This is a genomic window from Polynucleobacter sp. Fuers-14, assembly GCF_018882045.1.
Classification (GTDB): Bacteria; Pseudomonadota; Gammaproteobacteria; order Burkholderiales; family Burkholderiaceae; genus Polynucleobacter.
On record NZ_JACVPG010000005.1, the window covers coordinates 162,559 to 177,680 of the forward strand.

Genomic DNA, 15,122 nt, shown 5'->3' on the forward strand with positions numbered 1-15,122 from the left:
AGGTCATTACTGACAAAATTCGGGATTTTATTATGAATCTGTCATACCAAAAATGGCCCCGCAGGGGTCTGAATGCGCTCCCATTGCGATACATTCATACCAAGCCCCCAGTAGTAAGTTCCATCGGGGTATGCTGGCACTTGGTATTGGATTGTAAAAAATTCATTCCAGCCAGTCTGTAATTCCAGTGGCCAAATAGGCATGGGCTAGCGATATAAAGCGTTTTGTATGAAATTTTTAGGGACAGTTGTCTTGGGTATGGAGATGCCCAAACCATCAAACCAAGACTGAGTTTTGATCTCAAATCCTACGCCGTGCATATAGTTATAAATGGCCTTTTTTAGCCCCTGACCAAGGACTCCATGATCAACCCCAGTGGAATCAATAAAGGCAACATCATTCTTGGCAAAGGTGGTTTCTGGCAAAGGAATGAGTTCAATTCCATACTCTTGCGGATTTTGACCCACCGGAGAATGTACGGTGCAAGTAAAACGATGAAAGAAGCCGCTTTGAATGCAGCCATGCTCAAAAAGCTGTCTCACATATTCCAATGCATCCACCGTCTCTTGGACGGTTTGTGTTGGAAAGCCATACATTAAATAAGCGTGAACCAAGATTCCGGCATCAGAGAAACCCTTTGTAACCTGAGCAACCTGTTCAACCGATACGCCTTTTTTCATGAGATTGAGTAGGCGATCAGAGGCCACTTCGAGACCTCCAGACATCGCAATACATCCACTTTTAGCTAACAGCTCCGCCAATTCAGGCGTGAAGGTTTTCTCAAAGCGAATATTGCCCCACCAAGAAATGAGCACCTTGCGGCGAATGAGCTCCTCAGCCAGCGCTTTTAATATCTTAGGTGGCGCAGCTTCATCCACAAAATGAAATCCTGTCTGCCCAGTTTCCTGAACAATTTGCTCAATACGATCTACCAATAAACTGGCTGACGCAGTTTCATAACGAGAGATGTAATCAAGAGATACATCGCAGAAGCTGCACTTTTTCCAATAACAGCCATGCGCAACAGTCAGCTTGTTCCAGCGGCCGTCACTCCATAGGCGATGCATCGGATTAAGCATATCCAAAAGAGATAAATAAGAATCCAGCGGTAACCCATCCCAAGTGGCAGTACCAACCTCTTCAAAAGGCACATCAAGCTCTTGCCAATTGAGGTATTGCACTTGATTACTAGAATTCCGCATAAAGGTTCGCACCAATCTTTCGGTGGAGCGTTTGCCGCCGATGTGCTCGAGTAAAGCAAGCAGCGGTCTCTCGCCAGAATCTAGCGTAATGAAATCCACATAATCAAAGATCCGAGCGTCGGATAACTCTCGAAGCTCAGTATTGACATAACCACCACCCAAAGCAATCTTGATTTTGGGATGTGATTTTTTAATCACCTGAGCTATACGCAAGGCTGCATACATGGCCCCCGGGAAGGGTACGGATAGGAGTACTACATTCGGCTGGTGACGCTCAATCGCTTTACTGGCTAACTCTTGTAAATGCAGGTCCATGAGCGTTGGTTTAGCCTGGAGCGCATCAGCCAAAGGCGTAAAGGTAGGCTGACTACTTGCCAAGGATTCTGCATAACGCACGAATTCAAAGCGGTCATCAACAGCATCACGCAATACATCGGATAAATCATTGAGATAAAGGGTGGCTAAATGACGCGCCCTGTCTTGAGACCCTAAAGCGCCAAAGGCCCAAGATAAAGGATCACCCGCCTCCTCTTCATCAAATGCATCAAGAGAAGTAAATCGTGGTCCCTCAGGTAGAAAATCACGGGTATTGATGCGATGACTTAAAGTGCTATCGCGCCCCTGTAAGAAGCTAATCGTTGGGGCAATGGTTGATTGATAGGCATCAAAGTAATCCAGAAAGAAATTAACGCTGGCACTGCGACTCTCTTCAGGCACCGTGAGCGCTTGAGCACGAATCTCAGACATACCCTCTGGAGTAAAGAAACTGAGCACTAAAGCTAAGGCGAGATCCTCTTGAACGGCGTCAACTCCACGAGACCTCAAGAATCCCGTGAGATACGCCGTAGAGGGATACGGCGTGTTCAGCTGGGTCATGGGTGGAATGAGGCTTAATACCTTCATCATTATTTACTATGCACCAAGAAGAGATAGCTCTTCGCTTGTAAAGCCAGCCTGCTTGCGGGCCTCCATATTGAATGGGGGCTTTAAAACAGGCGCACGATATTTGGCGGCTAACTCTCGATAAGCAGTGATTGGAGAAAGATTATCTTTCACGCACAAGAAATTAAACCAGCGATTGCCAATCAATACATGGCCGATTTCATCATTGAGAATAATTTCCAATATCTCCACTGCACGCACTTCTTTAATTTGCTTGAAGCGATCTCGAATCGCTGGCACCGCATCTAAGCCTCTTGCTTCCATTGTTCTGGGCACCAAAGCCATTCTTGCAATTACAGAATCCGTTGTTCTTTCAACCATCTCCCACAAACTATTGTGGGCAGGGAAATCTCCATAAGAAAACCCCAGCGCATGCAAATACTCATTTACTAAACTGAAATGATAGGCCTCTTCTTTGGCAACCTTCAACCAGTCCTCATAGTATTCCTTGGGCATATCTGGGAAACGCCAGATGGCATCTAGCGCAAGGTTCATTGCATTAAATTCAATATGGGCAAGCGAATGTAATAAGCCCGCCCTTCCCTCAGGCGTATCCATTCTTCTTTTGGGAACTAGCTTAGGAAGTACCAATTCTGGCTTTAGCGGACGCCCAGGTAGAGAAAGGCCTTGAGCATCTATCTTATGGGCAATATCCAGAGTAATTTGTTGTTTGTGATAGCTATCAAACAAACCGAGTAACTGACTTACTTTGTTTTGTGCATCAGTGCTTGCTAGGATTGCGAGTGAAGCTTCGCGTAACTCAAGCATGAATATTGGCAGGCTTAAATCGCCTACCCCTTATTCCCACTCGATCGTTGCAGGCGGTTTTCCACTGATGTCGTATACAACACGGTTAATGCCGCGCACTTCATTGATGATGCGGTTTGAAACCTTGCCTAACAACTCATGTGGCAAGTGGGCCCAATGCGCTGTCATAAAGTCTTGGGTTTGGACTGCCCTGAGGGCAACAACATATTCATATGTTCTGCCGTCGCCCATGACACCGACAGACTTCACTGGCAAAAAAACAGCGAACGCTTGACTAGTAAGGTCATACCAAGATTTTTGACTAGCTTCATCAATCGTATTGCGCAGCTCTTCAATGAAAATGGCATCAGCACGTTGCAACAAGCTAGCAAATTCTGCCTTGACTTCACCCAGTATGCGCACGCCAAGACCTGGGCCTGGGAATGGATGGCGATATACCATCTCACGGGGAAGACCTAAGGCCACTCCAAGTTCGCGGACCTCATCCTTGAAGAGCTCACGCAAGGGCTCGAGCAATTTGAGATGCATGTCTTCAGGCAAGCCGCCAACGTTATGGTGACTCTTAATGGTGTGAGCGCCCTTCTTGCCCTTGCCAGCAGACTCAATCACGTCTGGATAAATGGTTCCTTGAGCTAGCCATTTGGCATTCTGAATCTTCCCAGACTCAGTCTGGAAAATTTCTACGAATTCTTTACCGATGATCTTGCGCTTGGCTTCTGGATCAGCAACACCAGCCAACTCACCCATGAATTTCTCTTTAGCATCAACGCGGATAACCTTCACACCCAAATTGCGTGCAAACATTTCCATCACCATATCACCTTCATTCAAGCGAAGCAGGCCATGATCCACAAATACACAAGTCAATTGATCGCCAATCGCACGATGAATTAAGGCCGCTGCAACACTGGAGTCGACACCGCCAGACAAGCCCAGAATGACTTCTTCATTTCCAACTTGCTTGCGAATATTCTCAACTGCTTCTGCAATGTAGTCGCCCATTACCCAGTCAGGTTTGCATTGGCAAATTTCATGGACAAAGCGCTCAATGATTGCAGTGCCTTGAATGGTATGGGTTACTTCTGGATGAAACTGAAATGCATAGAAGCGACGCTCTTCATCCGCCATGCCAGCAATTGGGCAAGACTCAGTAGAGGCCATCAACTTAAACGCAGGCGGCATTGAGGTGACTGAGTCGCCATGACTCATCCACACCTTCAAAATCCCATGACCTTCGCTGGTGGAGAAGTCCTGAATGCCTTTAAGCAAATTTGTGTGCCCATGAGCGCGCACTTCGGAGTAACCAAACTCACGTGCTTTACCCAAAGACTCTGCAGAGGCAACTGCACCACCCAACTGAGTAGCCATGGTTTGCATACCGTAGCAAATTCCTAAAACAGGAACGCCAAGCTCAAAAACAATTTGGGGTGCACGGGGACTGCCGTCTTCAGCAACTGAACTAGGGCCGCCAGAGAGAATAATGCCTTTGCCACCCTGCTCCTGAACAAACTTGCGAATGAATTCAGGATCGCAATCGTAAGAATGGATCTCTGAATACACGCGCCCATCGCGCACACGCCGAGCAATGAGTTGAGTTACCTGTGAACCAAAGTCGAGAATCAGTATTTTGTCGTGCACGAAAAGATCAGCCTTTATTTCAGCTTTTTATAGTTGTTAATCAATATGGTAATTTGGCGCTTCTTTAGTGATTTTCACGTCATGAACGTGCGACTCACGCACGCCAGCTGATGTGATTTCTACGAAGTTAGCTTTTTCATGGAGCTCATCAATGGTCTTGCAACCGAGATAGCCCATAGAAGAACGAATACCACCAGTGAGCTGATGCAAGATTGCCAACACGCTACCTTTGTATGGCACTTGACCTTCAATGCCTTCTGGCACTAACTTTTCTGCATTCGCAACAATATCGCTTTGGAAATAACGATCAGCAGAACCATCCGCCATCGCGCCCAAAGAACCCATACCGCGATAGCTCTTATATGAGCGTCCTTGATACAGGAACACTTCACCAGGAGCTTCTTCAGTGCCAGCAAACATGCCACCCATCATGACCGAACTAGCGCCAGCCGCTAATGCTTTTGCAACGTCACCGGAGTAACGTATGCCACCATCAGCAATTAATGGAATGCCGGTGCCCTTAAGTGCAGTTGCCACATTCACTATCGCAGTGATTTGTGGAACACCAACGCCAGCAACAATACGTGTTGTACAGATTGAGCCAGGACCAATACCAACCTTGACACCATCAGCACCATGATCAGCTAATGCCTTAGCAGCATCACCAGTAGCAATATTGCCGCCAATCACTTGCACTTGAGGATAATTTTTCTTAACCCACTTCACGCGATCCAATACGCCTTGGCTATGGCCATGAGCTGTGTCAACCACAATCACATCAACACCAGCACGCACCAATAACTCAATACGCTCATCGTTATCAGGGCCAACGCCTACTGCGGCGCCAACGCGTAATTTACCTTCGCTGTCTTTACAAGCATTCGGATGTTCAGTTGCCTTGAGAATGTCTTTAACGGTAATCAGACCACGCAGTTCGAACTTGTTATTGACAACCAACACGCGTTCTAAACGATGATGACTCATTAAGCGCTTTGCTTCATCCAGTGAGCAACCTTCTTTCACGGTAATCAAACGCTCACGTGGAGTCATCTTTGTTTTTACTGGAGCATCTAAGTCTTCTTCGAAACGCAAATCTCGGTTCGTAATAATGCCAACAACCTCTTTGCCAACGAGCACTGGGAATCCTGAGAAACCATGCTCACGAGAAAGTTGGATCACCTGACGCAGAGTGACCTCTGGGCTTATCGTGATTGGATCACGCAGAACACCAGATTCATATCGCTTTACTTTAGCTACTTCACGCGCTTGCTCAGCAGGCTTTAAGTTTTTATGAACGATGCCAATGCCACCCTCACTAGCCATGGCAATTGCCAAACGACCTTCAGTGACGGTATCCATAGCTGCGGACACCAATGGTGTATTAAGTGAAATATCTCGAGTTAACTTACTTGCCAAGCTGGCATCTCGAGGGAGTACCGATGAATAAGCCGGTACGAGGAGCACATCGTCAAAAGTGAGTGCTTTTTGAATGAGTCGCATGCAAAACCCCTAGTCGCAAAAACAGATTATAGCCTCCTAGCCTTTCTTTTAGCTGCGGCAGCCTGGAATTTGGCATCTTGGTTCTGATTAGCCTTCTTACGCCGAACCGTTTTAGGGTCAATTAATAGCGGGGAATAGAGCTCTAGGCGATCTCCAGCATAAATGGGGCTATCCCAGTCCTTGCGCTTACCAAAGACCCCGAAGCAGCCTTTTCTGGCTAAAACAGGGTCGTCTGGACCAACTGCAATCCCGGCCCTAATAAGGGTCAGACCAACAGTAGGCAACTCGCCCGCTGACAGGATGAGCTTGAACGCCTTAAGCTCTGGCTCACCCTGCCTGGCATCACAGAGAATGAGGTCAAGCGAGCGCTCAGCCATAGAGGTCCTCGGCACGCTTTACAAAGCAGTCAACAAAGGTGCCGGCTATATGACCAAATACTGGGCCAATAATCTTGTCTAAAATGACGCTTTTGAACTCCCAGTGCAACTTGAACTCCACCTTACAAGCATCTTCCCGCAAAGGGATAAAGTTCCATTGCCCAGAAAAGTGCTTAAACGGGCCGTCTACAAAGACCATGTCAATTGTTTCAGGGCGGTGATTCACATTCCGAGTATGAAAATATTGGGTAATTCCCTTGAAATGAATATTAATTTTGGCGTCGAGCACGGTCTCAGTTTGCTCAAAAATTTCTACCCCGCCACACCAAGGCAAGAACTCAGGATAGCGGGCGACATCGGTCACCAAGCCGTACATACGGTCGGCTGATTGGCCAATTAAAACGGTCTTGTAGACGTCTGCCATAATCGTTCTTGAGAGCTAAATAAATATGAGTATCGTCGATAACAAAAAAGCCTTCTTTGATTATTTTATCGAGGAGCGTTTTGAGGCAGGGCTTGTGTTGGAAGGTTGGGAAGTGAAAGCCATCCGCGCAGGTCGCGTGCACGTCAAAGAAGCGTATGTCGTCATTCGCAAGGCGGAGCTGTTTTTGATCGGCTGCCATATCACCCCCCTGCTCTCAGCTTCCACCCATATCGTGCCCGATAGCACCCGCACTAGAAAGCTCCTGCTCAATGCCATCGAAATTAAAAAACTCATCGGCAAAGTAGAGCAAAAGGGCTATACCCTGGTACCCCTAAACCTGCACTTCTCTAAAGGCAATGTGAAGTGTGAGATTGGCCTGGCCAGAGGCAAAAAGCAACATGACAAACGCGCAGCCACCAAAGAACGTGAATGGGAAGTCCAAAAAGGCCGTATCGCTAGAGGCGATCTAAACGCTTAATTTCTTGCCTAAGCCCATAAAAACTGGGGTAGACTGCCCTTAGGGCGAATATTTGAGCATATATGCACTTTTATGGTGCAATTCAGCACCAAGCCGCTTCAAATCATTCATTCCAGCTTTTATAAAGGCATTAGTTTGGTAACTATGAAATTGCCTTTTGACGAAATGCTCGACGCCGCAGGCAAAGCGCGTCCCCACTACCAAATCTTTCACAATTGGCTGAAACAGCAAAGTGACACCCTCATGGGTCTCAAACGCGCTGAAGCAGACCTGATCTTTAGAAGAGTGGGCATTACCTTTGCCGTCTACGGAGATGACCTGGGGTCGGAAAGAACCATTCCTTTCGATCAAGTGCCACGCATCTTTACTGCCAAGGAATGGGAGCAACTTGAGGCGGGATTACGTCAACGAGTCAAAGCACTTAATCGCTTTATCTACGACGTGTATCACGATGAGGACATTATTAAGGCGGGCATTGTTCCAGCCGAACAGATTTATAACAATGCGCAATATCGCCCTGAGATGCGCAACGTCAGCATACCGCGCGACATCTACGCACAAATTGCTGGGATTGATATCGTTCGCGCCGGTGAAGGTGAGTTCTACGTTTTAGAAGATAACCTGCGTGTTCCTTCTGGCGTGTCTTACATGGTTGAAGACCGCAAGATGATGATGCGACTCTTCCCTGACCTCTTTCAAAAATATCGCATTGCCCCTGTAGAGCATTACCCCGATCTTTTATTGGAATGTCTCAAGTCAGTTAAACCAGATGACGTTAAAAAACCAAACGTCGTTGTACTAACTCCAGGTATGTATAACTCTGCTTACTTTGAGCACAGCTACCTCGCGCAGCAGATGGGTGTTGAGTTAGTGGAAGGTAAAGACTTATTTGTGAAAAATGAGCAAGTCTTTATGCGAACCACTCAAGGGCCTGAGCGAGTTGATGTTATCTATCGTCGTGTTGATGATGACTTCTTGGATCCATTGGCATTCCGCTCTGATTCCACTTTAGGCGTTGCGGGGCTCTTATCAGCACACCGCGCTGGTAACGTAACACTGGCAAATGCGATTGGCACCGGTATTGCTGATGACAAATCTATTTATCCATACGTTCCAGAGATGATTGAGTTTTATCTTGGTGAGAAACCGATTCTTAATAACGTACCTACATTCCAATGTCGTAAGGCAGATGACTTAGCCTATACCTTAGCTAATCTGGATAAGCTGGTTGTGAAACTGACTCATGGTGCTGGTGGTTATGGCATGTTAGTTGGTCCAGCATCAACCAAAGCGGAGATTGAAGAATTTAGAACTCACCTTATCGCCAATCCAGATAAATATATTGCGCAACCTACATTGGCGCTATCCACCTGCCCTACCTTTGTTGAGTCAGGCGTTGCACCAAGGCATATCGACTTAAGACCCTTTGTTCTCTCAGGCAAGACTATCAAGATGGTTCCAGGCGGATTGACTAGGGTTGCACTCAAAGAGGGTTCTTTAGTGGTGAACTCCTCCCAAGGTGGCGGCACTAAAGATACCTGGGTATTGGAAGAGTGAGTGAAGAGTATGGGGAATAAGAAAATATGTTGAGTCGTACAGCTGATTGTCTTTATTGGATGGCCCGTTACACCGAGCGCGCAGAGAATACTGCCCGCATGCTCGATGTAAACCATCAAACCTCTCTACTTCCTCAGCCTGCAGAGTTTTTAGAGCAGAGTTGGAAAAAGTTACTCACGATTTCTAAGTTGGAAGAAGCCTTCCTCAGCAAATATGATGTCGTTAATCGTGAGAATGTTTTGGACTTCATGATTTATGAAACCAGCAATCCTTCCAGCATCGTTTCCTGCCTGTTTGCTGCGCGTGAGAATGCCCGCGTTATCCGCGGCAAGATTACTTCCGAAGTTTGGGAAACCCAAAACACTACTTGGCTTGAGCTACAACGCATTCTAGAAGCAAGACATCAATCGGATCCCAGCCGCCTTTTGGAGTGGGTCAAGCACCGCTGCCACCTCTTTAGGGGTGTTCTATACGGCACGATGCTGAAAAATGAGGCTTTTTACTTTATTAACGTGGGAACACTGCTAGAACGCGCTGATAACACCGCACGTATTCTGGAAACTAAGTATGAGGACCCAGCAGCCCTGCGGGTTCTTGGCGCTAAGAAATCCTCGGAAGATGGCACTGATGGTGAATTCTTTGACTTCTATCACTGGGCAGCCTTACTGCGCTCCGTCTCCGCCTTTGAGATCTATCGTCAAATTTATTCCGATCAAGTCACTCCAAAACAAGTCGCACAACTACTTATCTTCAATAAACAGATGCCACGATCCTTGGTGTCCTGCGTCAATGAATTAATCCCCCTCATTTCTGAAGTGAAGAATCAGCAATCCAAAGAAATTGAACGTCTGCTCGGAAAGCTCAAGGCTAGCTTGGATTATTCCGATATTGATGAGGTATTTGAGCAAGGCCTGGAAGAATTTATTGAGGCTTTCTTAGAGCGCATTAACTACATAGCCGATGAGTTTAGCAATGCTTATCTCATTCCACTGGCTGTTGCCTAAGAAATCACAAAGACTATATGCATCTTAAAATTCGCCATCGCACGGAATATCGCTATGAAACGCCGGTGCGTTATTCCATACAAGAGTTACGCTTGACCCCACCAACCGTCGCAGGACAGCAGGTTGATAAGTGGAAGATCAGCACCCCAATTAAAGCTTCTAATTCAACTGATACGTTCGGAAATCTTTGCAGCGTATTTGTCCAAGAGAGTCCATACACCTCAATGATGATTGAGGCCGAAGGTGAAGTGCATACACAAGATGCATTTGAGTTTGTCGATGATGCTAAAGCAGTTTCACCCTACTATCTTTTGCAGCAAACCAATCTCACTGAACCCACGGATGAAATGTTGGAGTATTTCTCTTATGGCATTCCAAAGAAAAATTCAGTTGATCAAGTACTAAAACTCGCTGAGGCAGTTCAAGGCTTGATTGTGTACTCTCCTGGCCAAACGAACTTTGCCACGACTGCAGCTCAATCCTTCGCCATGAAATCTGGCGTTTGCCAAGATCATGCCCATATTATGTTGAGTCTCTGTCGCGCCTCTGGAATTCCAGCGCGATATGTCAGTGGTTATTTCTTTGCAGAAGAATCCCCAAATCTTGCTAGCCATGCTTGGATCGACTTTTGTAGCGATATCGATAAAGGCATCTGGACCAGTGTAGATATCACCCATGCATGCTTAGTTGACTCACGTCATATTCGCCTTGCCATTGGCAGAGATTATTATTCCGCCGCTCCTGTTAAGGGGGTTCGCTCTGGCGGCGGCGGAGAAGAACTCAGCGCCAACATTTCAATTCAAAAGCTACCATAGCAACCCTCTGGGATATTTAAGAGATAATTCCAGGAAATAATGAAGAGGGTCTGTGTATGACGTATTGCGTTGGTCTTTGCCTTAAAGATGGTCTTGTCTTCTTATCCGACACTCGGACAAATGCCGGCGTAGACCAAATCGGCACCTTTAGAAAGATGACCTTGTTTCAAAACAAGGATCGCTTCTTTACATTGATGAGCGCCGGCAACCTAGCTATCACGCAGGCTGTCAAAGAGATTTTGCTGCAAGGCCAATTGCTTAATGGCAAGAATTTGTGGACCGCCGAGAGCTCACATGATGCAGCTGTAGTGATTGGCGATGCCATTAAACAAGTATATGAGCGTGACCATAAAGCCCTAGAAAAGGCCGGGATTGATTTCAATTGCAATCTCATTTTTGGCGGCCAAGTAAAAGGTGAAAGGCCTCGTCTCTTTAATATTTACTCTGCAGGGAACTTTATTGAAGCCACCCCAGAGACTTGCTACTTTCAAATCGGTGAATCGAAATATGGAAAACCAATCTTAGACCGGGTATTGAACTTCAATACCCCGCTCAACCTAGCAACCAAGTGCGCATTGATCTCAATGGATTCAACGCTCAACAGCAATATTTCCGTAGGACTGCCACTAGACTTACTTGTTTACGAGAAAAACTCCCTCAAGGCTAGCAAGCTGGTAACTATGGATGAGTCTAATCCCTACTTCCAGATGATCCATCAGCTGTGGGGTGAAAAACTGCGCGCTGCCTTCAATTCGATTTCCGAGCCAAGCTGGAGCGGCGCTAATAAGTCCAGCGCGATTTCAGCGCCAGCGAAAAAGATGGGGGCGGTACCGATTAATCAGCAGCCTCCAAAATCAAAAACAGTAAAGGCGGCAACAAATAAGGTCGTCCCCGCAAAGAAGGTAGCAAAGAAAGTTTTACCGAAGAAGGCAACCGTAAAGAAAAAGTAGGTCTTCATCAATGAAGTGTTGAATGTACCTACAAACAAAAAGGCCTAGAAAAAATCTAGGCCTTTTGCTTTACTACTATCCGCTTTGGTTTAGGCTTTTAAGTTCTTACCTAACATCTCCCAGGTAGCCACTACGCTATCTGGATTTAATGAGATTGAAGTGATTCCCTTCTCAACCAACCAACGAGCAAAGTCTGGGTGATCTGAGGGGCCTTGACCGCAAATACCAACATATTTATTTTGCTTACGGCAAGCATCAATTGAACGAGCAATCATGAACTCTACCGCTGGATCACGCTCATCAAAGTCGATAGCCAACAATTCCATTCCGGAGTCACGATCTAGGCCCAAAGTTAATTGAGTCATGTCGTTTGAGCCGATTGAGAAACCATCAAAGTACTCAAGGAACTGATCAGCCAAAATCGCATTAGATGGGATCTCGCACATCATGATGAGACGCAAACCATTTACGCCACGCTTGAGACCAAACTTCTCCATCATGTCGATCACGCGCTTAGCCTGATTGATAGTACGTACAAACGGGACCATGATTTCTACGTTGTCCAAGCCCATATCTTCACGAACACGCTTCATTGCAGCGCACTCAAGAGCAAAAGCCTCGCCGAAATCTTCAGACACATAACGTGATGCACCGCGGAATCCCAACATTGGATTCTCTTCATCCGGCTCGTAACGTGATCCACCAATGAGTTTCTTATATTCATTGGATTTGAAGTCTGACAAACGAACAATCACTGGCTTTGGATAGAAAGCAGCAGCAATCGTTGCTACACCTTCAACCAACTTATCTTCATAGAACTGACGCGGGCTAGCATAGCCACGAGCAACGCTTTCAACTGCACGCTTGAGGTCAGGATCAATATTTGGATATTCCAATACAGCACGTGGGTGAACGCCAATGTAGTTATTGATGATGAACTCAAGACGAGCTAAGCCAACACCAGCATTCGGAATCTGACAGAAATCAAATGCCAACTGAGGATTACCGATATTCATCGTGATCTTCACTGGAATCTCTGGCAACACACCGCGGGATACTTCAGTGACTTCAGTTTCGATCAAGCCATCATAAATATGACCCTCATCACCTTCGGCGCAAGAAACCGTCACCATCATGCCGTCTTGCAAATGCTCAGTGGCATCACCGCAACCAACTACTGCAGGCACACCTAATTCACGGGCAATGATTGCTGCATGGCATGTGCGTCCACCACGATTAGTCACAATCGCTGAAGCACGCTTCATGACTGGTTCCCAGTTTGGGTCAGTCATATCGGCAACCAAGACATCACCTGGCTGAACACGATCCATTTCGCTTGGGTCACGAATAATACGCACAGGGCCTGCACCAATCTTTTGACCGATTGCGCGACCTTTTGCCAATACCTTTGAGCTGCCCTTCAACTTGTAGCGCATCTCTACTTGGCCAGCAGCCTGACTCTTTACAGTCTCAGGGCGTGCTTGCAAGATATAGATACGACCATCTTGACCATCTTTACCCCACTCGATGTCCATTGGACGGCCGTAGTGCTTTTCAATGATCACTGCATATTTAGCCAACTCAGTGATATCGGTATCCTCCAAAGAGAAGCGATTACGCTTTTCTGGGGTGACATCAACAGTTTGCACTTTTTCTGCAGAGCCTTTAGGGGCAAATTGCATTTGAATTAACTTGGAACCCAAGGAGCGGCGAATGATTGCCTTCTTATCTTGAGCTAAGGTTGTTTTGAAAACATAAAACTCGTCCGGGTTCACTGCGCCCTGCACTACAGTCTCACCCAAGCCATAGCTAGAAGTAATGAAAACAACATCCTCAAATCCAGACTCGGTATCCAGAGTAAACATCACACCAGCAGCGCCCAAGTCAGAGCGGACCATGCGTTGAATACCGGCTGATAAGGCTACTTCAGCGTGGGCAAAGCCCTTGTGAACACGGTAGGAGATCGCACGATCGTTATACAAGGAAGCAAATACTTCACGAATCTTCTTCAGAACATCGTCAATACCTTCGACGTTCAAGAAAGTTTCTTGCTGACCAGCAAAAGAAGCGTCTGGCAAGTCTTCGGCAGTGGCTGATGAACGTACCGCAAATGAGCCTTTACCAGAATCATCCAATACTGCAAATGCTTTACGAATCTCTTCATCCAGCTTTGGCTGAAATGGTGCCGTTTCGATCCAGCTGCGAATTTCCGCACCAGCTTGCGCCAATGCACGCACATCATCAATATTCAAACCTTCTAAACGCTGCTGAATACGCTCAGTCAGATTGTTGTGCTTTAGAAAGTCACGGAATGCTAGTGCAGTAGTTGCAAAACCCGTAGGAACACGAACCCCAGTAGACGCTAACTGAGAAATCATTTCTCCTAGTGAAGCATTCTTACCGCCAACTGATTCAACATCAGTCATGCGGAGTTGTTCAAAAGGCAAAACATAGGCATCAGCCATACTGCTATTTTGTTGCTGTTGGTTGGACATAAAATACTCTCAAAAGATAAGGAAACTGGTCTAGCGGCCACCCTAAATGGGGCATGCTTTAATATGATTCTATTGTAGTGCTGACCCTGACTTTTAAGCCAAATCCATGTCTAACGAAACCCGCATTGTTTTTATTGTCTCTGACGGCACCGGCATTACCGCCGAGAACTTCAGCCAGTCGATTTTGGCCCAATTTGAGGCCACTTTTAAGCATATTCGGGTGCCCTTTGTGGATAGCGTGGATAAAGCCCACGATGCCGTTAGCAGCGTCAATCAGGCGGCTGCTAAATATGGGGTGCAACCCATCGTTTTCACCACTTTGGTGAACTCCGAGCTCAATGCAATCGTGGCCAAGGCGAATGGCCTGATTTTGGACATGTTTCAGACCTTCGTAGCCCCTCTAGAAGAAGCCCTGGGCATGAAATCCACCCATGCCATGAACCGCCTTCACCATAATGCGGATACCGAGGCCTATAAGAACCGGATTGAGGCCATCAACTATTCCTTGGCCCACGATGATGGTCAATCCAATCAAAACTTAGCTGAAGCCGATGTCATTCTGATTGGCATCTCCCGGGTTGGCAAGACACCAACCAGTCTTTACCTGGCAATGCAGTATGGGCTCAAAGCAGCTAACTACCCACTTATTCCAGAAGACTTTGAACGGGGGCAGCTCCCGAAAGATCTAGTGCCCTACCGTCAAAAAATCTTTGGTTTGATGATTGATGCGGAACGACTCTCAGAGATACGTAATGAACGCAGACCTGGAAGTAACTACGCCAAGCTAGAAAACTGCCGCTATGAAATTAATGAAGCGACAGCGATGATGAAAAAGCAATCCATCCCTTGGGTGCTCACTACCAGCAAGTCCATCGAAGAAATTGCTACCACAGTGCTGCAAGCAATTAAGTCTGATAAAACAATACTGGGGTAAAGAAGTATTGCGTAATGCCTGCTCTCGATTCTCAGCAG

The 15,122-nt window shown here is 46.6% G+C and carries 14 protein-coding genes; 6 read left to right on the forward strand and 8 right to left on the reverse strand.

Features of this window, described 5'->3' with window-relative positions; genetic code table 11:
- Positions 1-41: 41 nt before the first annotated feature.
- The 7 genes from ICN40_RS03765 to ICN40_RS03795 are packed head-to-tail and all read right to left on the reverse strand — an operon-like array spanning position 42 to position 6,851.
- A complete protein-coding gene (locus ICN40_RS03765) occupies positions 42-203 on the reverse strand; it encodes a hypothetical protein (RefSeq protein ID WP_216242257.1) in 162 nt (53 codons plus the stop codon).
- A 3-nt stretch (positions 204-206) separates the two neighbouring features.
- Positions 207-2,078 (reverse strand): radical SAM protein, encoded by a 1,872-nt coding sequence (locus ICN40_RS03770; RefSeq protein WP_216242259.1) that lies wholly within the window; start codon positions 2,076-2,078, stop codon positions 207-209.
- Between the two features lie 36 nt (positions 2,079-2,114).
- Positions 2,115-2,912 carry a ferritin-like domain-containing protein gene (locus tag ICN40_RS03775; RefSeq protein WP_216242261.1) on the reverse strand — a complete coding sequence of 266 codons (798 nt, stop codon included), beginning with the start codon at positions 2,910-2,912 and terminating at the stop codon, positions 2,115-2,117.
- Positions 2,913-2,942: 30 nt separating this feature from the next.
- The gene (gene guaA, locus ICN40_RS03780; protein WP_216242263.1) at positions 2,943-4,550 is read right to left on the reverse strand and encodes a glutamine-hydrolyzing GMP synthase; all 1,608 of its coding nucleotides are present in this window, start codon (positions 4,548-4,550) and stop codon (positions 2,943-2,945) included.
- Positions 4,551-4,586: 36 nt separating this feature from the next.
- Entirely contained in the window at positions 4,587-6,050 is a 1,464-nt protein-coding gene (gene guaB / locus ICN40_RS03785) for an IMP dehydrogenase (protein ID WP_216242265.1), read from the reverse strand.
- Between the two features lie 26 nt (positions 6,051-6,076).
- Positions 6,077-6,427: an RnfH family protein gene (locus ICN40_RS03790; RefSeq protein WP_216242267.1), complete on the reverse strand. Its 351-nt coding sequence runs from the start codon at positions 6,425-6,427 to the stop codon at positions 6,077-6,079.
- On the reverse strand, positions 6,420-6,851 hold the full coding sequence (locus ICN40_RS03795; protein ID WP_215359568.1) for a type II toxin-antitoxin system RatA family toxin: 432 nt from the start codon (positions 6,849-6,851) through the stop codon (positions 6,420-6,422). Before ICN40_RS03795 ends, ICN40_RS03790 begins: the two co-directional genes overlap by 8 nt.
- A gap of 25 nt (positions 6,852-6,876) precedes the next feature.
- On the opposite strand from ICN40_RS03795, the gene smpB reads away from it, so the two are divergent.
- The 5 genes from smpB (at position 6,877) to ICN40_RS03820 (ending at position 11,655) form a co-directional block, all read left to right on the forward strand.
- Positions 6,877-7,329, forward strand: coding sequence for an SsrA-binding protein SmpB (gene smpB, locus ICN40_RS03800; protein WP_072583017.1), 453 nt, complete (start codon positions 6,877-6,879; stop codon positions 7,327-7,329).
- 144 nt (positions 7,330-7,473) lie between these two features.
- Entirely contained in the window at positions 7,474-8,886 is a 1,413-nt protein-coding gene (locus tag ICN40_RS03805) for a circularly permuted type 2 ATP-grasp protein (RefSeq protein WP_215322276.1), read from the forward strand.
- A gap of 26 nt (positions 8,887-8,912) precedes the next feature.
- Entirely contained in the window at positions 8,913-9,890 is a 978-nt protein-coding gene (locus ICN40_RS03810) for an alpha-E domain-containing protein (RefSeq protein WP_216121779.1), read from the forward strand.
- Positions 9,891-9,907: 17 nt separating this feature from the next.
- Positions 9,908-10,705, forward strand: coding sequence for a transglutaminase family protein (locus ICN40_RS03815; RefSeq protein WP_216242269.1), 798 nt, complete (start codon positions 9,908-9,910; stop codon positions 10,703-10,705).
- Positions 10,706-10,761: 56 nt separating this feature from the next.
- Positions 10,762-11,655 (forward strand): peptidase, encoded by an 894-nt coding sequence (locus ICN40_RS03820; protein WP_216242271.1) that lies wholly within the window; start codon positions 10,762-10,764, stop codon positions 11,653-11,655.
- An 89-nt stretch (positions 11,656-11,744) separates the two neighbouring features.
- Here ICN40_RS03820 and ppsA read toward each other — a convergent pair whose 3' ends face one another.
- Positions 11,745-14,150: a phosphoenolpyruvate synthase gene (gene ppsA, locus ICN40_RS03825; RefSeq protein WP_255561123.1), complete on the reverse strand. Its 2,406-nt coding sequence runs from the start codon at positions 14,148-14,150 to the stop codon at positions 11,745-11,747.
- Positions 14,151-14,256: 106 nt separating this feature from the next.
- Here ppsA and ICN40_RS03830 point away from each other — a divergent pair, with 106 nt between their 5' ends.
- Positions 14,257-15,084: a pyruvate, water dikinase regulatory protein gene (locus tag ICN40_RS03830; RefSeq protein WP_072583021.1), complete on the forward strand. Its 828-nt coding sequence runs from the start codon at positions 14,257-14,259 to the stop codon at positions 15,082-15,084.
- The last annotated feature ends 38 nt before the right edge of the window (positions 15,085-15,122 follow it).